This window comes from Vibrio sp. 2132-1 (assembly GCF_033344315.1).
The window spans coordinates 121,648-148,141 of the sequence record NZ_JAWPON010000009.1 but is presented as its reverse complement, the minus strand read 5'-3'; the positions used below and the strand labels follow the sequence as shown (position 1 = coordinate 148,141).

Below are 26,494 nucleotides of genomic sequence, written 5' to 3'. Positions count from 1 at the left end.
GAGTAAATAGTCTCATCGTTTACATTTTTGTCAATGACCGTGCTCAAGTATGAATGATGAACCACACCACATTCCGAACTTAACTTAGACTTTTTAAGTACTTATCGGTTAACCCGAAATACTTCAGGTTGCCATCTGGCTCCAAGACTAAGCTCATATTGGATGTAGAGATCATGCCCGGATCATTCGTTGAGAAAATAACGGTCTTATTGAGTAGTTTGTCGCTGAATAACCGCTTGAAGTAGTGCGAGTTTTCTTGCTCTGCACCATTAAATGGCTCGTCAATGATAATCAAAGATTGTTCGCAGTTGCCTAGCCCTAATGCGAGCCGCAGTCTTTGTTGAATACCATTTGGTAAACTTTTACAGATATCAACGCTCAATTGAGTGTCCAGGCCTTGTGGCAACCATGTATCGAGCTCAAAGAAACTCACCATTTCACGCATTTTTTCTGTTGGGATTAACCCATTATGCAAGATGAAGTTAGTCTCCAAGGAGCCTTCAAAAATATGCAGGTTAAACGGGATGTAGTTAATCGAGGTTCGATAGCGGTAACTGTTGAACTGTTTGATGTTATAACCGTCCACCGAAACTGAGCCTTGATAGCGTTCCTCTAGCCCAGCGATAATAGAAATGAGCGTCGTTTTACCGCAACCTGTTGGTCCACAAATCACAACTTTTGCACCCGGTGGAATTTTAAAACCAAGATTAGTTAAGCCTGTTGCCGCACCACTATAACGATGGCTCACACCAGAGCCGACGATACTACCTTGAAAGAGGCGAATAGGGGGGCTTTTCTCTAACGTTAGCTTATCGTCATTCATCGCCATAAGGTTGTTGATTTGCGCAGAAGACGCCTTAATGGATTGGAACTTAGAAATAGAGTTGTAGATACCCATAATAGGCCCCAACGCCTTCCAGACTAAAATTACGGTAGCAAGCATTGCACCTGCATCGGAGGTGCCGTCCATCACGCCGATAACGGCCGCGACGATACTTGCGGTACCAATAACCTGAATCAAACTCCCGCCTGCTGCCTGAACCCTGCTATTAGTCACTGAAACATGTTCTGCATCGTTGGTGCTTTGTAAATGCGATGCGCTAAAGCGGGACTGGATAACACGCAACAATGGCAAGCCTTGGATGGTTTTTATACCACGAAGAATCTCATTCCATTGGTAAGAAACCATGGCGTTGGCGCGAGAGCTCTTGGACGTGGCTTGCGAGTAGATGTAACGAGAATAAACACAGAACACCAACATTAGAATCAACCCCGCCATAACGACTAGCGCCGCGGTACCAGACATAAGAGCAATGGCAATAATGAATACGATAACAAACGGCATGTCGAAGTAGCTTAATGTTGACTCTGCGGTTACCAAACGGCGGAACGTGTCGATGTCTTTCAAACGCGCTAACTGAGAAGAGACACCTGCGGTGGATGTCATCGAATACGGAAGCCACAACAGTTTGGATATCACGTTTTGAGAAATATGCACCGCCAAATCCTTCCCTGATGTGGCGATGATGTTGACCCGCATTTTCTTGAAAAAGTATTCCGAGAACCCAACAATCACAGCAAATAACGTGAGCCAATAAAGCGTGGCTTGCGAGCTAGAGGTTAAGGCGAAGTTGTACACACTCATAATAAAAAAGGGCTGGAGTGCGCCGAGAATACTGACCACGAAGCTGAGGATAATCAGGCTCTTGAGTTCATTGTTGTAGCGATAAAACGCGTATTTAATCCAGTTACTGCGGTCTTGAGATTCAGGTGGTGGCTCTCGGAACAAGCGCGAGTATTCGCTGATCGAGACCAACAAACATGGCTTCTTGCAGAGCGGGTATTCAATGGTGTTGTTATTGGTGTAATCAAACAGGATCAGCTTGCCGTCTTTGGTACCCAAGAAAATCGCAGTGAGGTTTTCTATCTCGATAAAACAAGGATGAGGGTGCCCCTCGATGTGCTCTAACGTTTTTAATTTGGTGACGTCACAACGGTAACCAAGGCGTTCAATCGTAGCGATAAAACTGTCGCTGTCTTTTGGTTTAGGGATAAAAGCGTCGCTGAGGATAGAAGGTGTGCCTTCCCATTCAAGCGCAATGAGGGTGTAAGCTAAACCACGAATCAAAGGTGACTGGTTGTATCGCTCGTCATAGCTGCGAGCCTCAAAGTCCAACAAGCGCTGAGGGACATTATTAAAATCAACCAGAATACTCATTGGTCACCTCCGGTAAGTTTGACGCGTTTGAGGCGATGATTGAGTTTGTCCATCTTGTTGCTGACGATGATGAGGATTTTGTCGTTGGCACGATAGGCGGTACTGGTCAAAACCAATCGAGCAAAGTCGTCATCATAAACACAGTCGATGTCATCGAAGATCAATACACGTTTGTTCGCAAGTAAGGCACGTACCAGCAACAAGGCATAAGCGACTTGGCGCGAGAATGGATTGCGTAAATGTCCTTTAAGCTCGGTGTAAAAACCAGCGGGAAGGGCATCGATTTGTGCCTTGATGTTCATGGTTTCGCAAAGCGCAAATGCCGTGTTATTTAAGCTCGGGCGGAAACAAGTCAAGTTGTCGATGATGGTGCCTTCGACGAACGAACTGGTTTTGTCGACCATGAGCACGCTATTACGCCAGACGTTGTAGTTGACGTCATCGAGCGGTGTCTCGTTGATTTGGATATCGAGCTTGCTGTCGGTGTTTTGCCGCGTAATGCAATTGGCGAGGTGGGTTTTACCTGCGCCGCTTTTCCCCGTCAGCAAGTAAGCCTGACCGCGTTCAAACTCAATGCGTTGTTTTTCCGAATACTTCACCGAGATTCGCTCGACTTCCGTCGTGTCGTTTTGTTGTTCTATAGATGCAGCAAGCTCAAGCAGCTCGGCGATACGTTGAATATGAAGCTTGTTCAACTCCCATCGACTCACCGTGCGCATTACTTGCTGGTATGGCGCGAAGTAGCGGTTGGTAAGCATGATGATGGCAGCCATGATGCCTTGGCTCGATTGCATGTTGATAACTGCCGTTGCCAAAACCACCACCACACAAGCGATGGAGAGCTGTTGTATGAGCGACAAGATAAGGCTGAAGTTCGATTCAATTTGCTCGTATTTGATGTTCTCGACTTCACGTTCTTCCACCATTTGTGTCATCAAGCTCTCAACGCGATATTCCATATTGCGCGCTTTGATATCGAGTGGGCTAGAGATGATCTCGATGATTTTAGAAGTAGTTAAGCCTTCGATGTCGGATTTGTTTTCTAAGCTGTTGATTTTCTGCTTGGAAAGACTGAGTGCGAACACCGCCAAAATGATGGAGGCGAGCAAGATGGTCACTCCCGCCCAAATGTTGATCACACCGATAATCAGAATGGTCAGTATGCTGACGGCAAGGTTGATCAATGCACGTACAGATTCTCCGCCAAAGAAGGATTTAATCTCTGGAATGGTCGCAATACGCTCTAGGTATTCACCGGGTTCTAGACGACGAAACTTCGATATCTCAGCCAAACAGATTGATTGAAACACCTTGTTGGTTAAGTTGGTTTCGAATTGCTTCATGATCACCGACGAAATCTTCTCTTCCTGATTCTTTAAGTGATAGTCGAGGAAGATGGTGATCAAGATAATGGCAAACAGAAGAAACAGCGTGTCTTTGGCTTGGTTAGGTAAAACACGGTCAAAGATAATAAGAATCGAAAAGGGCAGCACTAAACCAAACAGTGTTGAGATGACCGTTGAGAAAGTCAGATAACACTTGTCAGCAAAGTTAATCTTTTGGGAAAAGTGCTCAGTTTGCATTGCGACCTCCTTTCTTAATCGATGGTTTAGAGAGAAGGTGTTTTGGAACTAAGTCTTGATTGCTTCTGCCTTCGATATCGCTCATCAACTGCATGATGCTTTCGATGGATTGAACCGATAGCATGCCTTTGATTTGCTCAAGATTGATCGATTCAATGATGTAGTCATAGCGCGCGCTCTCGTAATCACGTAGCGCGCTGAACAGTTTACTTTCCGCTGCCAGTAAGTCGGTAATGGTTCGCGTACCAAGCTGATAGGCGCGTTGAATGCCTTTGTAGGAAGCGTAGTTGGCACGGATGATGTTCTCGTAACTGCTGATGGCGCGGGAGAAGTCATTAATGTTGAGTACTGAGGTGTTAACGCTATTGCGCGTCGCGAACAATGAATCTTGGTACAGCAGCTCGGTTCGCTCGATGGCAGTCGACGATTTTTGATAACCGTAGTAATCCGAACCGCCGGAGAAAATTGGCACATTCAAGTTCAACCCGACGCTGGTCGAGTTACTGTCCCCTGTTGCGGTTGGGTCGGTTCGGTCATAGTTGTTCGCATCGTCGTAACGGTAACTGGCAGAGAGCGATACGGTCGGCACAAAGTTTGAACCGCTTTCTTTCAAGCCTCTTCGGCTGCGCTCGACGGTTTTCTTCGCAACCAATAAGTCGTTATTGAGCTTCAAAGCTTGTTCAAGAATCTCACGTTGTTCGGATTCGCTGATTTCCTCCAAGGGAACACTTTCGTAGATGTCTTGTGATGGGGTGACTGGGTATTGAACTTGAATCTCTAAACCGTTCAAAATTACGCGCCGGTCTTTCTCTAAGGTTCTTAAGCGATTGGCAATGCCTTCTTTCTGGGCAATTACCTCATACAACTCGCTCGCCGCAGTGTTGCCAAGCTCCACGTTGCGACGCATTTGGCGTTCACGTGTTTCAGATGATTTAAGCTCGACTTTGGTGGCTTTGATTTGCGCGTTGTTTTTCAGGTACTCGAAATATTGCGTCGCGATTTCAGAAATGGTGCTCTGGATTTTGTTCTCGTGTTTGATTTCTTCAATGTTGAAATCAAGTTTCGCGGTGCCGTATTTGAAGATGTCGCCAAGGTTAAACACCGATTGCGATAAAGACACGCTGTAGCTGTTTGAGTTGTAGCTAGAACGTGTATCCGGTGTTCCCGTTAATATGGTTTCGTTTTCATTCCATGTGGTATCAGCAGCACCGTTTAAAGAGGGTAGAAACTTAGAACGGCTAATGTCGATGTTGTATTCGTTTTCTTCCACGCCTTTGTCACTAGCGCGCAGAGATAAATTGTTTTCCAAGCCGAGTTTGACCGCCTCAAGCAAGGTGGTTGCCATTGCCGAAGGAGCATTGCTCAATGTAAGCGCTGCCAATACGCAGCTAGTTAAGTTTCTGTACCGCCACATACTTGTTGATCACCTTGATGATTTCGTCGTTTTTATAAGGTTTGCTGATCACGTAATCCATTCCAGCTTCGATACAAGCTTGGTGTTCATTACTGCTGGTCAATGCTGTCGCACCTATGATGGTGCAAGGGTTTTGTCCGCTTTCTTGTTCATATTGTCGAATGCGTTTGGTTGCTTCAATACCGCCCATGCCAGGCATGATGCAGTCCATAAAAATGATGTCCGAGCGCTGATTCATGAAGTGCTGAACAGCGTCTGCGCCATCGCCAACGGTGTCGGCTTCGTATTCTTGCTTGCTCAAAATACGTTTGAGTAGAATCTGTTGAACACGGTCATCTTCCACAATCAGGAATGAGCTGTTCTCCATCTGATCTTCTGAGGCTTCCGCTTCCATGATTGCTAAAAGATTGGGGATAAACTCATACGGAATCGCAGGGGAGTTCAGAATCTTGTCGACAAAGGTATGGCTCTCTTGCGCTTGCTGAGTGCTAGTGACCGAGAGCAGCAACTTGGTGTTCGGGTGATTGCGCAGTTGCGATTTCACCGTTTTGCTCAGTGAGGGCAGCTTGTTTGGCTCGAACGTGTCGGTCAGCATGATGGCATCGTATTCGCCAAAGGTTTTTGCCGCAGAGAAGAGTTCGTTCGGCGTTCGAATTGGCGTAATCTCTAAGCCCAAGTTGACTAACATTTTGCTCATCACATCAATGCGCAGCTGAGAGTTGGCACACAGTAATAGGCGCTTATTGTCGAAGCGAGTTTTCTCGGTGTGGAAGCTTTTGGCTTTCAAATCGAGCTGAATTTGAAAACGTTCCTGATTGCCCGATTGATACCAATGGCTCTCGTAATAGCCATAATCTTTCAACACGCTTTTCGCCAAATCGTCTTTGGTTGCAGTGTGCTGTTTATGGTCGCTCCAGTGTAGGGTATTGAGCTTGGCAAGCGGCACATCCAGCGTGGTTAAGAAGTTTAGATTGATGGTCAGGCGGGTATTTTCAATGTCTGACGCCGCACCTGATTCAATGGTGACAAACAGTTTCTTGTCGGCTTTGAGTTGGATGGCATTTGATAGCTGTAGGAACAACACCCAGAATAAGCTGGTGGATTGTCCTTCAACACGGTTTGGTAAGTTATCTGAGATAAAGCAGTCTAGCTCACCTTCATTTCGCTGCACTTTTGAACTGATGTGAATCATCAATTCAGACAGTACATTCAGCAGTGAAAACTCTTTCGATTTGCTCTCGGTCCCTTGTGAAATGAGTCGGTTGTAGTTCTCTGCCAATTCAGACAGGGTATTGGCAGCCGAGGTTATATCTTGCGCCATCAACACGCCGCTCTCATCGGTCTCTTGAACGAGATATTGCACGCCGCCGTTAATGGTGTTGGTGATGCCACGAATCTCGTAACCAATCAGAGCATAGAGCTGCTTGTAGAGATCGTTATTGCGTTTTTGTTCTTCGAGTTTGCTGAAAATCAGTTTTAGGTGAGAGTAGATCTGACGCTGCTTCGGATTGATGCTCACTTCATTCAGCAACTCTTCCAACCTTTGTAAATCCAGTTGTTTGAGCTCTTGATAAAGCTCATCGAATTCTTGGTCAATGTCACGCTCATTCGAGCTGGATTTTTTCAGCTTAAGGATTGCCACCAAGTTCGATAGCACTGCGATACCAACCAGTACGACAACGACCACAAACAACCAAATGAAGAACTCGTTTTTCTCCATCATTAGGTCGCTCGCATGGTTGTTAAATATGGTCCGGTAGTTGTCGTCCATTTGTAGGTAGTTATTGGTGAGCGAGAGGTACAGTGCCAACACATCGTCGCGTGTTTTTTGGCTGTCTGAGAAGCGATTGATTGCCAGTTCAAGCTGCGTGTATTCGGTCGCGCCCACCAAGCTAAACTCGGTTTTGTTGAGTGACGCGAGCGACTTAAATTGGTCAATTTCGTCTTTCAGAACCTCAAAATCAAGCTCTGTTGTACTGCAATAACGTGCGCTTAAACAGCGTTGAAGCGTTTGAATATCAAACTCGATAGTTTGGTTGAGCTGTTGAGCTTGAACCAAAAGAGGCGCGTTTTGCACTTTCTCGACTGAATCCACTTTGTCCCAAGAGATATACAAATAAAAGGCGAGGGCAGCCAGCATCAAGCTGAAAGCAATGCTTAGGCGCATAACAGGAACGGAAATATTGTAAGAAGGCTTGCTACTCATCCATCACCTCTCATCGAATGCGTCTTCGATAGCCGACATAACCGGCTTCGCTGCGTATTCGATAACCCGGCGTGAACCTGTTTTCACGTCTGCGGTAAACTCCATATAAGGGGACAGCTTGTATTGTGTGCCTCCGCGCTCTAGATAGTTTTGACTGATTTGGATTTCCGCGAGGTAGAATTCAGCGTCTTCTTCTTCATAAGAAGAACGGCTGATCGATGCAATTCGACCTTCCAAAAATCCGTATTTGGCAAAGTTGTAGGTATCCATCTTCACTTTGACCGCTTGTCCGATTTCTACAAAACCCATGTCTTTACGCGGGATCTTCGCCTCTCCGTGAAGGGCGTTATTGATCGGTGCAATGTCCGCGATGCTTTCACCTGGCGGTATCACAGCGGAGCGGAAGTTGAAGTGCACTTTATCTACTACACCGTCAATAGGGGCGTAAACCACGAGGCGATCCACTTTATCTGAGTGTTGAGGACGTAATATACGCTTCAACTTTAAGTCCTTGTTTGCTTGAATGATTTGTGCTTGATACTCGGCATTACGATTCTCCACCAAGTCTCGGTACTGCTTCTCTAGTTTGTCGAGTTGGAAGCGCTCATTCATGACCGACTCATCAAGGTTTTCTATCTCACGCACCATGTTTGACTCTTGAACCTGCATATTCAGAACATCGACGTAAGACGCCATTTCCTCTTTGTACAAGGTGTTCTTAATATTGAGCTGCTTGCGTATCAAGGAGAGCTGGTTCTCGGAGCTTTTACGGCGCTTGAGCATTGAATCAATAAGCGAATTCTTATGTTGGATATCGTGAGTGATCAACTCTTCATTGGAACGGTTTTTAGAAAATTCTTGCTGCCAGGTATTCATGTTGACTTGCACTAATTCTGGGTACTTTTCGATGTAGGCAGAAAAATCGGGTTCCAACATATCGCGCAGGCTTTCGTAACGAATCTTGTCTAGCTCTAGCTGAATGATCTCTGTGTTTACCGTATCGAGTTGAGTGTTTCTATCCAGAGAGCGAAGGCGTGCAATAGGCTGACCTTCGTAAACTACTTCGCCTTTGCGCACTAGCATTTCTTCTAGAATACCGCCTTCAAGGTGTTGCACTTTTTCGATGTCAGATTCGAGCAATAGCTCACCGCGCACCGACACCACAATGTCGATACGAGCCTGAGATGCCACGGCGATAGCCACCATGGAAAGCAAAAAGATAACCAGCAAGGTTTTGTGTACGCTGGTCATTGCACTGGCTAGCACGATTGTATCGTCTGTTGTTACCTTCGAAGCTTCGTTGTTCGAAACGAGCGCCTTTTTGAGGTGATGTTCTATTTGCTTATTACTCATGAGCCACCCCTACGATTCACTACCTGTGCGGCTATCGATTGAATTTTCGATTTTTAACAGCTGGCTAATTTGTTTGTTTACGTTGTTAAGCTCGGTTTTAACGTCCTCAATCAATTCATTAGGAGCAGGGAAATGGTGTTTGTTTAAGTGTTCAAGCTTTGCCAATTTTGGTGGTAAGTCGTCATCACATAACAAGACGAGAATGGTCTTTAGTCTTTTTGAATAACATCTGAGTGCTTCAAAACGGTTTTGTTTATGCAGCATCTCAATATCAATCCCTGCGTCACTGAAATCTTGGTAAAAATCGCCTAATAGCAATTGCAGCCCTTTATGGCTGTTGTCGACTGAGCGCAACAGATTTGTCATATTTATCATTATCCCACCGCACTAATTGCTTTAATGACAACAAGTAAGGATCTTTATACTGGGTTTTCAAATTTTTTTGTTTTTATAGAACTCGAAAGGTATGAAAAAAGTTGTATAAAAAAGTTGGTTTCTAAAAATGGTGTCCTTTACTGCCTCTAAATACGATCAGTTAGCTAAAAGCAACGGAGGCTGTAATGGCAGGCGACACTAATCAAGAAAAAGAAAATGAAAAGCTTAACGATGCGGTAGAGCAAACAGAAACGAAGGATACGGGGACAAAAGAAGAAAAACAGCAGTCGACCGTCTCTTCGACTGTAGCGACCGGTGCTGAAAGTGCAGATGCTGTTGATGAAGCCAATCGTGCGATGGAAGAAAATCCTAGTGGCGCGGGTACGGAAGAAGAAGCAGTGAGCTCGGGTGGCGCAGTTCAAGAAGAGGATACTGAAAGTAGCAGCGACTCTGACGCTGCACAATCCAATGTTGTTGATAGTGTAGCTTCTAGCGGAGAATCAGGTGACGAGGCTCTGGGCAGCGGTGGTTCGGATTCTGGGGCGGGTGCCCAAGCGGTCGGTGGTGGTGATGCCTCTGGCTCTGAAGGTGGTTCGGACGCAGAAGGCAATGAAGCGCAAGGACAAGCGGTACAAACTTCATCTGCGCCAAGTGCTTCTTCAGACTCTGAAGGTTCTCAAGGTGGTGACGAGCTAGATTCAGAAACCACTGAAGAGAGCTTCGCGGTGGATGTACAAGACACCAGCGAAGAAACCACGACGCAAGTAGAAGACGATTTCGACTCCGAAACTACGAGCGAGACGTTCCAAATTAAAGTCGAAGGTGAAAATGACGCGCCAGAAGTAGGGCAAGATCTGGCATACATCATGGATGAAGATGGCACTATTACCTTCACTCAAGAACAACTTCTCGGGTACGCGAGTGATGTTGATGGCGATGATCTTGCCGCATTCAACGTGCAAGTGGGTGCTAATGCATCGGTTGTGGATAATGGTGATGGCACTTATACCGTCACACCTGATACTGATTTTAATGGTGAACTCGGCTTAACGTTTGATATCAGTGATGGTCAAGAAACCATTTCTAGCTCGATTGATTTAACTGTTCGTCCAATCAATGACGCACCAGTGCCGGAAGATAAAACCTTTGAGGTGGAAGAAGACGGCACGCTGATCTTCACCGATGCTGACCTGCTTGCTGGTGCAACGGATATTGAAGGCGATAACCTAACAGTTGAGGGCGTAAGCTACGACGGTGGCGACGGCATCCTGACCGACAACGGTAATGGGGCTTACACTTTTGCGCCAAATGAAAACTTCAATGGCGATGTGAACTTTAGCTTTGATGTGTCCGACGGCACGGATACGGTTTCTGCCAACATTGATGTAAGCGTTACGCCAGTCGACGATGCACCAGTATCTGGCAATCTTGCATACTCGGTGGATGAAGATGGCTCGATTCGTTTGAGCCAAGAGCAGTTGTTGTCGCAAGCTTCCGATGTGGAAGGCGATGCACTGACGGCATCTAATCTTTCGGTAGATGGCAACGCGACGGTAACTCAAAATGACGATGGTAGCTTCACCATCACGCCGGACGCAGATTTTAATGGTGATATCGACATCAGCTTTGATATCTCAGATGGCACGAATACCGTTCAAGCAACCGCTGACCTAACCGTTAATCCAATCAACGATCTGCCTGTTCCTCAAGACCAACAGTTCAGCGTGGAAGAAGATGGCACGCTGATCTTTACGGACGCAGACCTGCTCAGTGGTGCAACGGATATTGAAGGCGATAACCTAACGGTTGAGGGCGTAAGCTACGACGGTGGTGACGGCATCCTGACCGACAACGGTAATGGGACCTACACTTTTGCGCCAAATGAAAACTTCAATGGCGATGTGAACTTTAGCTTTGATGTGTCCGATGGCACAGATACGGTTTCTGCCAACATTGATGTTAACGTTACGCCAGTTGATGATGCGCCAGTATCTGGCAATCTTGCTTACTCAGTGGATGAAGATGGCTCGATTCGTTTGAGCCAAGAACAGTTGTTGTCGCAAGCTTCTGACGTGGAAGGCGATGCACTGACGGCTTCTAACCTTTCGGTAGATGGCAACGCGACGGTGACTCAAAATGACGATGGTAGCTTCACCATCACGCCGGACGCAGATTTCAACGGTGATATCGACATTAGCTTTGATATTTCAGATGGCACGAATACCGTTCAAGCAACCGCTGACCTAACCGTTAATCCAATCAACGATCTGCCTGTTCCTCAAGACCAACAATTCAGTGTGGAAGAGGACGGCACGCTACAATTTACCGATGCGGATCTGCTTGCAGGTGCGACCGACATTGAAGGCGATGACCTTTCTGTAACGGGAATCAGCTACGAAGGAACCGACGGCGTTCTAACTGACAATGGCGATGGCACGTATAGCTTTGCGCCAAATGAGAACTTCAACGGTGATGTAAACTTCAGCTTCGACGTATCTGATGGCACAGATACAGTTTCAGCGAATGTGGATGTGAGCGTTACGCCGGTGAATGATCCTCCTGTGGCTGGTTCAACGTCTTACACGGTTCACGAAGACAACTCTATTACCATTTCTGACGCGCAACTGTTGGCAAACTCTTCGGATTTAGAAGGGGATGTATCGATTGATAGCGTGAGCTACTCTGGCAGCGATGGTGTGTTGCAAATCAATGGTGACGGTACGTACACCTTCTCTCCAAATGAAAACTTTAATGGTGAAGTGACGCTTGATGTTGTCGTCGCTGATGAAGAAGGCGCAACGGATGTCACCACTGCTGGCATTACAGTACTGGAAGTGAACGATCCACCAGTCGCTGGACCAACTTCTTACACTATTGATGAAGATTCAGTTCTGACGTTTAGTGAGTCGCAAGTGCTGTTGAATGCCTCTGATGTGGAAGGCGATGTAGAGCTTGTTGGCATTAGTTACGATGGGCCGGATGGCATTTTCACCGTTAACGATGATGGCACGTGCAGCTTCGCGCCAAACGAGAACTTTAACGGACAAGTTCAACTTGATGTCACCATTCGAGATGAAGATGGAGCAGAAGTTGATACCGTCATCAATGTGAATGTATTGCCAATCAATGATGCGCCAGTATCGGGTGATTTGGCTTACAGTGTTGATGAAGACGGTGCGATTACACTCAGCCAAGAGCAACTTCTTTCTCAAGCGTCTGATATTGAGGGCGATGACCTGACTGCTAGTGATTTGACGGTGGATGGAAACGCAACCGTTACAGCGAACGATGATGGCAGCTTCACGATTACACCAGATGCGGACTTTAATGGTGACATTGATATCCAATTCAACATTACGGACGGCACAGACACTATCCAAGCAACGGCAGATCTAACGGTTAATCCGGTTAATGATCTTCCTGTTCCTCAAGACCAGCAGTTTAGTGTTGAAGAAGACGGCACGCTTCAGTTTACTGACGCAGACCTGCTTGCAGGGGCGACCGACATCGATGGCGATAACTTAACGGTTGATGGCATTAGCTACACAGGCAGCGATGGTGTGCTGACTGACCACGGCGATGGTACTTACACCTTTGCACCAAACGAAAACTTCAACGGCGATGTCAGCTTTAGCTTTGGTGTTTCTGACGGCACTGAGACCGTACCTGCCAATGTGGATGTGAGCGTCACTCCAGTGAACGATCCTCCGGTTGCGGGTTCTACGTCTTACACGGTTGATGAAGACAACGCGATTACCATTTCCGACGAGCAGCTTCTGGCTAACTCTTCGGATGTGGAAGGCGCAGTGTCCATCGATAGCGTGACCTATTCAGGCACCGATGGCGTATTCCAAGACAACGGTGACGGCACTTACACCTTCATGCCGAATGAGAACTTCAGCGGTGATATCAGCCTTGATGTGATTGTGGCGGATGAGCAAGGTGCGATTGACGAAACGACTGCAGGCATTACCGTCATTGAAGTGAATGACCCTCCAGTTGCCGGTCCAACGTCTTACACGATTGACGAAGATTCAGTACTGACATTCAGTGAGTCACAAATTCTTGCCAACGCATCTGATATCGAGGGCGATGTAGAGCTTGTTGGCATCAGCTATGAAGGCTCGGATGGTATCTTTACCGTTAATGGCGATGGTACTTGTAGCTTTGCGCCAAACGAGAACTTCAATGGCCAAGTTCAGTTGGATGTGACCATTCAAGATGAGAATGGGGCAACCGTTGATACGCACATCAATGTCGATGTCTTACCAATCAACGATCCACCAGTATCGGGTGATTTGGCTTACACTATCAACGAAGACAGCTCAATCACGCTAAGCCAAGAGCAGTTGCTTGCCAAAGCGGGCGATATTGATAGCGAGAACCTTGAAGCCATCAATCTATCGACAGATGACAACGCAACGATTCAATACAACGATGATGGAAGTTACACCATCACACCGGATGAAAACTACAACGGCGACCTAGATCTGACCTTCGATATCATTGATAACGATGGTGGCTCGGTACAAGTTGGTCTGGACATTACGGTTAATCCTGTGAATGACTTGCCACAAGCGCAAGATCAACAGTTCACGGTAGAAGAAGATGGCACCTTGCTGTTCACGGATGCAGACCTATTGGAAGGCGCATCGGATATTGATGGCGATGATCTGTCTATTGAAAACGTTCTCTACACAGGTGCGGACGGCGTGCTTACCGATAATGGTGATGGCACTTACAGCTTCGCGCCGAATGAGAACTTCAACGGTGATGTTCAGTTCACATTCGATGTGTCTGACGGCACAGGTTCAACACCTGCATTCATTGATGTCAGCGTGACTCCAGTGAACGATCCGCCGGTGGCAGGTTCAACGTCTTACACGGTTCAAGAAGACGGTCAAATCACCATTAGTGACGAGCAGTTGTTAGCCAACTCTTCTGATGTGGAAGGCGACGTAGCCTTGGCGAATGTTAGCTACTCTGGTAACGACGGTAGCTTCGTGGACAATGGCGACGGCACATATACCTTTACGCCAAATGAGAACTTTGACGGTAACATTTCGCTCGACGTTACGGTCATCGACCAAGATGGTGCAACGGATACGACAACCGCAGGCATCGATGTTATCGCGGTGAACGACGCACCAGAAACGTCAGGCATTCAAGCTGAGGTGGATGAAGATAACGCCATCACCATCACGCAAGAACAGTTGCTTGCGAATGCGACAGATATTGAAGGTGATGACCTTGTTGCCAGCAATCTACAAACCAATGACCCGGATGCGACGATCGTAGCCAACGATGATGGTTCATTCACGATTACGCATACGGAAAACTTCAATGGTGAGTTGGACTTCACTTACAACATCAGCGATGGCGAAAATGATGTTCTGACCACGTTGGATCTGACCGTTAATCCTGTCAACGATGCGCCAGAAGCGGGCGACGAGATCTTTATTCAAGCAGAAGAAGACCAAACAGTGGGTGTTTCTCTGCGTGAAGAGCCTGCGTTACGTCTCGACCAAGCCCCTGAAAACGGCATCATTGAAGCAAATCTAAATGACGAATGGGTACAGCTAGAAGTCGGGCAGGAGGTTCCTGCAGATACGGAAGTGCGCTTCATTCCAAATGATGATGCATTGGCGAACGGTACGCATACGAGTCAAATTGGTACCTTTGACGACAACGCTAGCCTCGATGATTGGGGTACTGCTGTTGACCCTTACACACGTGAGTTTGTTGATGGTGATTTGAAAGTTACCGTTCAAAGTAATGATGACCCACTCGGTGCGTGGAATGGTAAAACACACATCGGTCACGGTATTGGTGATACTGACCGTCAAGGCTTGAGTGGTGATGAAAAACTGACTGTGAGCGTTGAAGGTCAAGACATCAACGAAATCAGCTTCCACCTAGATGGTCTAGGCGGCTGGTTTATGGAAGAGTCTCGCCACTTTACCGAAGTCGAAATTCGCGCATTCAACTCTGATGGTGACTTGATCGACTCGATGACTTACCACAAAGAAGATCGTGGTAGCTATGAGACGGATTACACTCTAACGGTGAACGAGCCGGTGTCTTACTTTGAGCTAGGTACGATTCAAGGTAACGGTACTTACGTGGTTCAAAACATGACGGTTTCGCAAACTTGTCATGATGAAGCGGTGTTCACATCTATTGGCGTGGACGGCACGGAAATCACGGAAACGGTAGAACTGAATATCCGTGAAGGTGACAGTGAAATCGAACTGACCGCTGATCTGCCAAATGTGACCATCGATACCGAAGGTTCTACGCAGTTTGCCTCTGTGGTTATCACAGAAGAACAGCTTTTAGCACAAGCGAGTGATATCGATAGCGATGTTCTTGATATCCAAAACCTAGAGCTGGTGGGGGATAACGCGGAGCACGCTACGTTAACCGACAACGGCGATGGTACATGGACAGTCACACCAGATGAGAACTTCTACGGTGAGATTGAGCTTGGCTACCAAGTCACGGATGGTGAGCTAACCGACGACAACATCATCAACATCAACTTCGAAGCAGTAAACGATGCGCCAATCGTTTCTGGTCCGATTGTGTTGTCGACTGATGAGGATGTGGGCATTACGTTTAGCGCGGATGATTTGCTTGCCAATGCAAGTGACGTGGAAGGCGATGCGCTGTCTATCTCTGATATCTCTTACAGCGGTGATAACGGTGAGCTTGTCGACAATGGCGACGGCACTTACACCTTTATGCCGAATGAAAACTTCAATGGTGAAGTCGACATCGATTACAAAGTCTTCGATGGCACCGATGAAGTCGATACCCATCTAGATCTGACCGTTATTCCGGTCAACGATGTGCCAGTTCCTGGTGCACCGCTGCATACTCAAATGCTAGAAAACGGCACCATCATCATCGAAGCAAAAGACCTGTTATCAGGTGCGACTGATGTGGATGGCGACATTCTACATATCGAGAATCTGCTGCTTGTTGACCAGTCACAAGGTACGTTGACAGACAACGGCGACAACACCTTTACCTTCGAGCCAACTTCGAACTTCTACGGTGAAGTGAACTTGACCTTCGACATCAGCGATGGTCAAGCAAGTGCACCAAGCACTGCGAAGATCGATGTTGAGATCGTCAACGAAGGTCCAGAGGTCAGCGGTCCTGTTGATGCGGTCGTCGATGAAGATGGCTCAATTACCATCACTCAAGAAGACTTGTTGGCGAACGCGACGGACGTGGATGGTGACAACCTTGAAGCGGTGAACCTGTCGACCAACGATCCTAATGCAACCATCGTTGAGAACGCTGATGGTAGCTTCACGATTACACCGAGCGAAAACTTCTTTGGTGAAATCGAATTTACTTATGACGTAACTGATGCGATTGAAACCGTCGCTGCGGATCTAAACCTCACCGTTAATCCAGTGAACGATCTGCCAGATGTACCTGATTTGTCCTTCACTACAGAAGACGGCGAAGCCATCACAATTACTGAAGCAGAGCTGCTGGCTCAAGCGACGGACATCGAAGGCGATGACTTATCTGTTGTGAACGTGACGAGCTTAAGCGATACGGTTCAAGTAACAGACAATGGCGATGGCACTTACACGTTAACGCCAGAGCAAGGCTTCTTTGGTAATGTTGACCTCACGTTTGATGTGAGCGATGGCACCGATGTGGTGGCGGCAAACATCGACTTGAAAGTTGAGTTCGTCAACGACGCACCAGAAGCAGCGCCAATCGTGGCAGACGTGGACGAGGATGGCTCTATCCTCGTGACACAAGAAATGCTGCTTGAAAACGCCAGCGATCAAGATGGTGATGACCTATACGCAACGGCACTAGAAACCAATGATCCGAATGCCTCTATCGTGGATAACGGTGACGGCACCTTTACCGTTACGCCTTCACAACACTTCAATGGAGACATCGAGTTTACTTATGAAGTGAGCGACGGTGAATTGAGTGTTGCCAATGAAATGACATTGACGGTGAACCCAGTCAATGACATTCCAATTGTTGCGCCTGGCATGTACCACATTGAAGAGGATGGCAGCATCCTGTTCACGCAAGAAGATCTGCTAAGTGGTGCGATTGATATTGATGGTGATGACCTCACTGTTACCAGCATTAACTACTCGGGTGATGAAGGTACTGTAACGGACAACGGTGACGGTACATTTAGCTTCGTACCAGAAGAGCACTTCAGTGGTGACTTGCAGTTCAGCTTTACGGTTTCTGACGGTACGGATGAAGTTGAGCAAGACATTAATGTCCATATCGAAGCCGTGGCAGATGCGCCAGACCTAGTCATCACTGATGGCGATGGTCGAAACGTGGATGATCAAGCGATCTTGGTTGAGCCAGGCGGCATTGTTGAAGTGAACATCGCTGCAGCATTGGTTGACCAAGACTTGTCAGAAACGCTGACTGTGACCGTTGATGGTGTTCCTGAAGGTTCGGTGATCAGCTACGACAACGAAGGGGTACTTAACGATCAAGACAACGGTATCACCAGTTTCAACGATACTGAAATCACGGTTACGTTTGAAGGTGAAACCGCGGGTTACCAAAACACAGCGGGTTACTACAAAGTCGATGAAGATGGCAACATCACTGGCGTTGAAGTGGTGTACGAAAATGCATCTCAAGTTGGCGGAGGTGGTGACCTAGTTCCTGGACAAGATCAATTCAGCTTCCAAATCTCGGAAGGGGAAAGCTTCAACCTATTCTTGATTCCTAACGGTCATAACTTCAATGACTTTGCGTCCATGCAAGATGGTCAGTACGAGTTCCGTGCAGCAGATGGCTCTCCTGCGAACATGGATACAGTTGACCCACAACTCGTGTTTGTGGGTGCTGATGGTTCTGAAACCGTGATTCAAAGCCAATTTGGTGATGCAGTCTTCCATGGCGGCACAAGCTCAGAGCTCAACCAAGATGGCATTGAACATACTCGAACTACTGTGAACGAAGACGGTGAACTGGTTTACGGCTTTGAAGATCTCTACGGTGGCGGCGATGCCGATTATAGTGACTTCAACTTCACCATTGATGTAGGTGAAGTGAACAGCCAGATCTACAGTGGTGAAGTAACAGTCGGTCCAGATGGTTCTGTAACGCTTCCAACCACAGCAATTGAACAAGAGCTACAGATTCAATTGCCAGAAGACTTTAACCAACAGCTAGAAATCAATGTAACGGCAACGGCGACAGAGCTATCAAATAATGATTCTGAAACCGTTTCTCAAACCATCTACGTCAATGCAACGGGTGCTCACATTGAACATACGCCTGAAGCATTGCCTGTTTCTGCTGTGGTTGAAGAAGATGGTTCAATCCTAATCACGCAAGAAGATTTGCTCGCTAATGCGCGTGACTTGGATGGAGACCAACTGACAGCACTGAACTTGGCAACGGATGATGAAAACATCACCATCACAGACAATGGTGACGGTACTTACACCTTAACGCCAGATGCGGACTTTAATGGTGACATCACCTTTACGTTCGATGTGTCTGACGGCGATGATGTTGTCTCAACCAACCTTGAGTTATTGGTGTCACCAGTTAACGATGCGCCTGAACCACAAGATCAAGCGTTCACCATTGGTGAAGATGGTGTGCTGACCTTTACTGATGCGGATCTCCTAACAGGCGCTACCGATATTGAAGGGGATGACTTATCTGTTGAGGGCGTCACTTACACAGGCGCGGACGGTGTTCTTACTGACAATGGTGATGGCACATATAGCTTCGCACCAAACGAGAACTTTAATGGCGACGTGAACTTCACTTTCGACGTTTCCGATGGCACGGATACCGTGACGGCGAATATCGACGTAAGCGTGACGCCGGAGAACGATCCACCGGTTGCAGGCAGCACGGCTTACACCGTTCATGAAGACAATTCGATTACCATTAGTAACGAACAGCTGTTGGCTAACTCGTCTGATATAGAAGGCGAAGTGGCGATTGATAGCGTGAGCTACAGCGGTAACGATGGTGTGTTAGAAATCAACGGTGATGGTACTTACACCTTCTCACCAAACGAGAACTTCAGCGGCGAGGTGAGCCTAGATGTTGTCGTTGTCGATGAAGATGGTGCAACGGACTCGACCACTGCAGGCATTACTGTGATTGAGGTAAATGACCCACCAATCGCAGGTCCTACCGCATACACTATCGATGAAGACCAAGTTCTAACCTTCAGTGAATCGCAAGTGCTACTGAATGCTTCGGATGTTGAAGGGGATGTTGAGCTAGTAGGCATCAGCTACGACGGTCCAGATGGCATCTTCTCAGTAAACGGTGATGGTACTTGTAGCTTTGCACCGAATGAAAACTTCAACGGTCAAGTACAGTTGGATGTGACCATTCGCGATGAAGATGGCGCAGAGGTTGATACTTACATCACAGTCGATGTCTTACCAATCAATGATGCACCTGTATCTGGTAACTTGGCGTACAGCGTTGATGAAGACAATTCAATTACGCTAAGCCAAGAGCAGCTACTTGCTCAAGCATCGGATGTAGAAGGTGATGCGCTGACTGCGTCTAACCTAGTGGTTGACGGTGATGCAACGGTTACGGCAAACGACGATGGTAGCTTCACTATCACGCCTGACGCGAACTTCAATGGCGACATTGATATCACGTTCGATATCAACGATGGCACCGATACTATCGTTGCAACGGCTGACCTAACGGTTAACCCAGTTAATGACTTGCCGCAGCCGGAAGATCAAGCGTTCACCATTGGTGAAGATGGCGTCTTGTTGTTCACTGATGAAGATCTGCTTGATGGCGCAACGGATATCGATGGCGATGACCTATCGGTTGAAGGCGTGAGCTACACAGGTGCTGATGGTGTCCTAACCGACAATGGTGATGGCACTTACAGCTTCGCGCCAAACGAGAACTTCAATGGCGATGTGAACTTTACCTTCGATGTTTCCGATGGCACGGATACCGTGACCGCAAATATCGATGTAAGCGTGACGCCAGAGAACGATCCACCTGTGGCAGGTAGCACGTCTTACACCGTGCATGAAGATAACTCAATCACCATCAGTGATGAGCAGTTACTAGCGAACTCGTCAGATATTGAAGGCGATGTTTCGGTTGATAGCGTGAGCTACAGCGGCGCAGATGGCGTGTTCCAAGACAATGGTGATGGTACTTACACCTTCTCGCCAAACGAGAACTTCAATGGTGAAGTCAGCCTAGATGTTGTTGTGGTAGACGAAGACGGTGCAACGGATTCAACCACCGCGGGTATTACAGTACTTGAGGTAAACGATCCACCAATTGCCGGTGCAACTAGCTACTCAGTCAACGAAGACGAAGTCATCACCATTAGCTCTGAGCAGCTATTGGCGAATGCTTCTGACGTTGAAGGTGACGTCGCGATTGATAGCGTTAGCTACAGCGGCTCCGACGGTATCTTTACTAACAACGGCGACGGTACATTCAGCTTCGTACCAAACGAAAATTTCAACGGTGATGTCAGCCTAGATGTTGTCGTTGTTGATGAAGACGGTGCAACGGTAGCAACCAATGCAAACATCGATGTTCTTCCAGTCAACGATGCTCCAGTATCAGGTGATTTGGCTTACAGCGTGGATGAAGATGGTTCTATCACGCTCAGCCAAGAGCAGCTTCTTGCTCAAGCCGACGATGTGGATGGCGATGACCTAACTGCATCCAACCTGACTGTTGACGGCAATGCGACCGTTGTTGCGAATGACGATGGTAGCTTCACTATCACGCCGGATGCAGACTTCAATGGCGACATTGATCTGAGCTTCGACATTACGGACGGCGATGCCACCATTCAAGCGACTGCCGATCTGACTGTGAACCCAGTAAACGACTTACCAACGGTTGGTCAGCCACAGTTTGTTACGCAAGAAGACACCAGCTTCACCTTCACCGAAGAGCAACTGCTGCAAAATGCAGGTGATATCGATGGTGATAACCTAACGGTTGAAAACGTTGCTTCTGACAGCGGTACTTTGGTTGATAACGGTGACGGCACGTACACCTTCGCTCCGAATGAAAACTTCGATGGCAACGTGAACGTAACGTTTGATGTCAACGATGGCACCGCAACCGTGCCAGCAGAAGCGAACATTGATGTTCAATCTGTGGTCGATATGCCAGAGCTGTCGATTGCTTCAGACTTGGTGATTGCATCTGATAACTTCGAGTCTGGCTCGAACGGTTGGAACGCGAACACTGAAAGTTCACAAGGCTTCGAAACGGGCGACATGCTGGGTCGTATTGGTGGCACTGGCGGTGATGAAGCGGTCAGCAAAACCTACGAGATCCCAAGCGATGTCAATGAAGTGAATATTTCGTTTAGCTTCTACGAAATCGATTCTTGGGATGGCGAGTCGTTCCAAATCTTTGTCGGCGGTGAACAGCTAACCACCTTGGAGAACTCCGCGTTCCGTACTCAAGATGGTACGACAACGCTTTACGACTCAGATGGTAATGAAGTGGGTGAAGTGATTCATGGAGCCTCTCAACGTGAAGGCTTCAGTGGTTGGAATGACCAAGCTCACCAAATCAATCTGTCGGTTCCTGTTGAGGATGGTGAACTGCAACTCGGCTTCGGTTCAACCTTGAATCAAGACGTTTGGGATGAATCGTTTGGTATCGACAACATCGAAATCACGGTAGCGGACGCGGATTACCAAATCATTGGTACCGAAGATACACCAGTGCCGCTTGATATCGATGCAGCATTAACCGATACCGATGGTTCAGAAAACCTCGCTATCTTGATTGAAGATGTGCCAGAAGGCAGCTCGCTATCAGCGGGTGTTGATAATGGCGACGGCACTTGGTCACTACAACCTGGCGAGCTAGAAGGGCTAGAGTTTATTCCTTCTGCGGACTTCAATGGCGATGTGACGCTAACCGTAAATGCAACCTCTACGGATGTGGATACAGGTACAACGGCGACAGCGACGCAAGATGTGACGATTCATATCTCGCCAACCAATGATGCACCAGAAGTAACGGGTGACATCACTGCAGTCACTGCCGAAGACAACAGCATTACGCTAACTCAAGAGCAGTTACTGGAGCACGCTGTTGATATCGATGGTGACGACCTAAGTGCAATCAACCTGAGCACCAATGATGAAAATGCAACGGTTGAAATGAACGAGGATGGCAGTTTCACCATTACTCCGAGCGAGAACTTCTACGGTGACATTGAGTTTAGTTACGATGTCACGGATGGCGAAGAAGTGGTTGCGGCTGGTCTCGATCTAACGGTAACGCCAGTCAATGACGCACCAGAGCCACAAGATCAAGCGTTCACCGTGGGTGAGGACGGTCTTCTTACCTTCACCGATGCTGACCTATTAACAGGTGCGACGGATGTAGAAGGTGACAACCTAACAGTTGAAGGCGTGACTTACACTGGCGCGGACGGTGTCCTAACCGACAATGGCGATGGCACGTACAGCTTCGCACCGAATGAGAACTTCAATGGCGATGTGAACTTTACGTTCGATGTGTCAGACGGTACGGATACGACATCTGCCAACATTGATGTGAGTGTGACGCCAGAGAACGATCCTCCGGTTGCGGGCAGCACGTCTTACACAGTACATGAAGACAACTCGATCACCATCAGTGACGAGCAACTACTGGCTAATTCGTCGGATATTGAAGGCGACGTAGACATCAGTAGTGTGACTTACAGTGGCAACGATGGCGTCTTCCAAGACAATGGCGATGGTACGTACACCTTCTCTCCAAACGAGAACTTCAATGGCGAGGTCAGCCTAGACGTTGTAGTTGTCGATGAAGAGGGTGCGACAGACTCAACCACTGCGGGTATTACCGTTCTTGAGGTGAACGATCCACCAATCGCAGGTGCGACAAGTTACTCTGTCAATGAAGACGAAGTCATTATCTTCACGGAAGAGCAACTGCTAGCGCAATCAAGCGATGTGGAAGGTGACGTGAGCCTAGAAAGCGTCTCTTACAGTGGTAGCGATGGCATTCTAACGGCGAATGACGATGGCACTTATAGCTTCGCGCCAAATGAAAACTTCAATGGTGGCGTAAGCCTAGACGTAGTAGTGGCTGATGAAGACGGTGCAACTGCGACAACCAACGCGAACATCGATGTATTGCCAGTCAACGATGCTCCGGTATCTGGCGACTTGGCTTACAGTGTCGATGAAGACGGTTCAATCACATTGAGTCAAGAGCAGTTACTGGCTCAAGCGGGTGACGTCGACAGCGATAATCTAGAAGCGGTGAACTTAACCGCGGTAGCCAATGCGACCGTTGTTGAGAACCAAGATGGTAGCTTCACGATTACGCCTGATGCGAACTTCAATGGCGATATCGACCTAAGTTTCGACTTGATTGATAACGATGGTGCGAGCGTGGAAGTGGGCGTCGACCTAACGGTGAACCCAATTAACGATGCGCCGCAATCAACGCCAGTGAATATTGCTGGCACCGAAGATACCACCATTCTTATTACGCAGGACATGTTGCTTGCTAACGCGACAGACATCGACAACACCTACGATGAACTGTCTGCTGTCGACCTAGTGATTGATGTGCAATACGGTGACTTGCTAGACAACGGCGATGGCACTTGGTCATTCACTCCAGCTGAGAACTTCAACGGCGATGTGCCAATGTCGTTCGGCGTCAGCGATGGTGATTTAGTGACGCCGGTTGAAGGCAATCTAAACATCGAAGCGGTTAATGATGCACCAGAAGCGCCAACCATCCAGATGCAAGGCGAAGAAGATGTGGTCATGGTGATTGACCCAGCTTACATCGCTGATCAAGTCACGGATCTTGATGGTGACGAAATCAGCGTAGAAAGCATCACGGTTCGTGCTCCTGCAAACGCGACATTAACTCAGCAGCCAGATGGTATGTACCACTTGGTAACCACTCAAGACTTCAATGGTTTGGTGGAACTGGGCTACACCGCGACGGATGGCGAAGAAGTGGTTGAAGGCTCGTTGAATGTGGATGTTATTCCAGTCAACGATGCTCCATTCAATGTGGGTAATGCCTTTATGGCAACCGACGAGGATGGCGCATTCACCTTCGACGCTGGCGACCTGATGAACTTGTTCGGCGATATCGACACTGAAAACCTAGTCGTATCACGCATTATCACCGCAGAAGGTGAAGATGGTGGTGAGGTAACGGACAACGGTGACGGTACTTGGACATTCACACCGACTGGCGATTTTGCAGGGGTATCTGACTTGCAAGTTGTGGTAAGTGACGGTGAGTTTGAAACAGTACTTGATGTACCAGTGTTTGTTCGCCCTGTTGCGGATGGCGCGGTCATCACAACCGACCATGATGGTCCGTTAGTCTTCGGTGAGGACGAAACGGGTCACCTAGGCTTGAATGTCGGTCTAATCGACGATTCAGAAACGCTAAGTAACCTAGTGATGACTGGTTTCCCTGTTGGCTTCGAAGTTACGGATGGTGTGAACACCATTACCATTACGGAACCGGGTCAATACATCGACTTGAACGAGTGGGATATCTCAGACCTGCAAATGACGCCTCCGGCTGACTTTAATGGCGAGTTCTTCGTAACCGTGACCGCAACAACGGTGGATTATGGTGACGAGCCAGAAGAGTTCGAAGATGGCATCGATTCAGGTGACTTCGAAACCCTAGCGGGTGAGCCAGTTATCCTAACCGCAGATGACCTAATCGGATTGGCAGAAAACGTAGACGCTGACGCGGGTGATGAAGTGAAATTCGTTCACCTAGCTGATCGCAGCCAAGGTGAGATTGTCGATAACGGTGATGGCACATGGACATTCAATCCAGCACCAGGCTTTACTGGTGAAGCGGATATCGCTTACGTGATTGATAAAGACGGTGTGCTTCATGATGAGCAAACGGGTGTGGTCGTGAAAGAAGACGCACCACAAGAGAATGCTTCTCCAGAAATCGACAGCATTTCTACCACAGAAATGGCAGCGGATGGCACCTTGTCGTTCACCAATGATGACATGCTATCGACCTTGAGCGATGCTGAAGGCGACAGCTTGAGCATTGAGTCAGTGAGCCTAATGGAAGGTCAAGGTGTGATAGAGACCGATAACCAAGGTAACTACCAATTCACACCAGCAGAAGGCTACACCGGAGATGTTCAAGTTGGCTTCATTGCAACTGATGGTGAAAACCGCATTGAGAGCTTCTTTAATGTCGACATCCAAGGTGAGGGTGAAACTACCACCAGCGAAGGCTACGCACTCGCTGATGATGGTTCACTAACACTAACGGAAGCACAGTTGATTGATGAGCTTGGCATTAGCCCTTCAGCAGAAGTGTTGGATGTCGCTGATGCAAACGATGCAGGTTTCTTCGCGAAATCAGGTGATGAAGAGTGGACATACTGGCCGAACGATGACTTCGATGGCAATTTGGCTATGGATGTTCAGGTCAACGACAACGGTGAAGTATCGACTCAGAATCTGAGTATCCAAGTTGCGGACGATTCAGCGCAAAGTGACGAGCCACAAATTCAAACTGCTCAAGCATCATCAGAGCAGCAAGTTGGCGAAGCGCAACAGCCTAAAGAGCAAGCAGCAAACGGTGCAGACAGCGAAGAGGAGAGCGCAGCTGATGTGACTGCAGCACCAGGCGATACCATTTCTATCTCGGTTCCAGATGAGGTCAGTGGTAACGAATCGGTGGATTATGCAGAAATGTCCGGTCTACCTGATGGTGCATCAGTAAGCAACGCTCTGGATAATGGTGATGGCAGCTTCACATTAAGTGGCAACCTGAACCAACCAGTATCGGTTGACTTACCAGAAGGTTACGAAGGTACGAGCGAAATCCAATTCCAAGGTTACGACGAATTGGGCAGCGCAGTAGAAGGTGCGAGTGGCACAGTTGAAGTTGAAGTCGATGATCAATACACCATGCAGGGTTCTGCTCAAGATCAGCAACCAGATATGGCGGGTATGGAATCTGGCGGCAGCGACTGGACAAGTGCGGGAGGTCAAGATCAAGGTGTTGACTTCACGGATGACTCTGGCAGCTTCGACTCGGATACTCAAACGGGTACTGACCAAGGCAACGATTTCGATCAAAGCTCAATGTAACCAGTCCTAGACAAGGGCAGTGTCATTGCTGCCCGAACCAAAGCCATGCAGAGCCTACTTTGCATGGCTTTTTTGTTGGGCTTCTTTCTATGAGCTGTAGAAAAAAACTTGGAAATTGAAAAAAGTATTCTTAGCTAGTTTATACCCAAGTAACCTCGAGATGTTAGGTTCAGCGAGAATGGCTTGGTTTGTAGACGCGGCGGCGAT

At 47.7% G+C, this 26,494-nt stretch carries 7 protein-coding genes; 1 reads left to right on the top strand and 6 read right to left on the bottom strand.

The annotated features are described in order from the left end of the window. Positions 1 to 79: 79 nt before the first annotated feature. From R8N47_RS12140 to R8N47_RS12115, 6 genes are read right to left on the bottom strand one after another with little or no spacing between them, the layout of a single operon-like run. Positions 80 to 2,218 (bottom strand): ATP-binding cassette domain-containing protein, encoded by a 2,139-nt coding sequence (locus R8N47_RS12140; protein ID WP_053809549.1) that lies wholly within the window; start codon positions 2,216 to 2,218, stop codon positions 80 to 82. Beyond that, a complete protein-coding gene (locus R8N47_RS12135; protein WP_064354595.1) occupies positions 2,215 to 3,801 on the bottom strand; it encodes an ATP-binding cassette domain-containing protein in 1,587 nt (528 codons plus the stop codon). The genes R8N47_RS12140 and R8N47_RS12135 overlap by 4 nt, the downstream gene beginning before the upstream one ends. Continuing rightward, entirely contained in the window at positions 3,791 to 5,215 is a 1,425-nt protein-coding gene (locus tag R8N47_RS12130; protein WP_064354596.1) for a TolC family protein, read from the bottom strand. The genes R8N47_RS12135 and R8N47_RS12130 overlap by 11 nt, the downstream gene beginning before the upstream one ends. Then, the gene (locus R8N47_RS12125; protein ID WP_054577120.1) at positions 5,190 to 7,421 is read right to left on the bottom strand and encodes a response regulator; all 2,232 of its coding nucleotides are present in this window, start codon (positions 7,419 to 7,421) and stop codon (positions 5,190 to 5,192) included. Before R8N47_RS12125 ends, R8N47_RS12130 begins: the two co-directional genes overlap by 26 nt. Positions 7,422 to 7,424: 3 nt before the next feature. Continuing rightward, the gene (locus R8N47_RS12120; protein WP_064354597.1) at positions 7,425 to 8,774 is read right to left on the bottom strand and encodes an HlyD family type I secretion periplasmic adaptor subunit; all 1,350 of its coding nucleotides are present in this window, start codon (positions 8,772 to 8,774) and stop codon (positions 7,425 to 7,427) included. A 9-nt stretch (positions 8,775 to 8,783) separates the two neighbouring features. Next, the gene (locus tag R8N47_RS12115) at positions 8,784 to 9,152 is read right to left on the bottom strand and encodes a hypothetical protein (protein WP_031777210.1); all 369 of its coding nucleotides are present in this window, start codon (positions 9,150 to 9,152) and stop codon (positions 8,784 to 8,786) included. Positions 9,153 to 9,334: 182 nt separating this feature from the next. Between R8N47_RS12115 and R8N47_RS12110 the strand changes: the two genes are divergently transcribed. Then, positions 9,335 to 26,287, top strand: coding sequence for a tandem-95 repeat protein (locus tag R8N47_RS12110; RefSeq protein WP_064354598.1), 16,953 nt, complete (start codon positions 9,335 to 9,337; stop codon positions 26,285 to 26,287). Positions 26,288 to 26,494: the final 207 nt, after the last annotated feature.

Coding starts and splice junctions, on each gene's coding strand:
- R8N47_RS12140 (WP_053809549.1), bottom strand. CDS start 2,218: ATGAGTATTCTGGTTGATTTTAATAATGTCCCTCAGCGCTTGTTGGAC.
- R8N47_RS12135 (WP_064354595.1), bottom strand. CDS start 3,801: ATGCAAACTGAGCACTTTTCCCAAAAGATTAACTTTGCTGACAAGTGT.
- R8N47_RS12130 (WP_064354596.1), bottom strand. CDS start 5,215: ATGTGGCGGTACAGAAACTTAACTAGCTGCGTATTGGCAGCGCTTACA.
- R8N47_RS12125 (WP_054577120.1), bottom strand. CDS start 7,421: ATGAGTAGCAAGCCTTCTTACAATATTTCCGTTCCTGTTATGCGCCTA.
- R8N47_RS12120 (WP_064354597.1), bottom strand. CDS start 8,774: ATGAGTAATAAGCAAATAGAACATCACCTCAAAAAGGCGCTCGTTTCG.
- R8N47_RS12110 (WP_064354598.1), top strand. CDS start 9,335: ATGGCAGGCGACACTAATCAAGAAAAAGAAAATGAAAAGCTTAACGAT.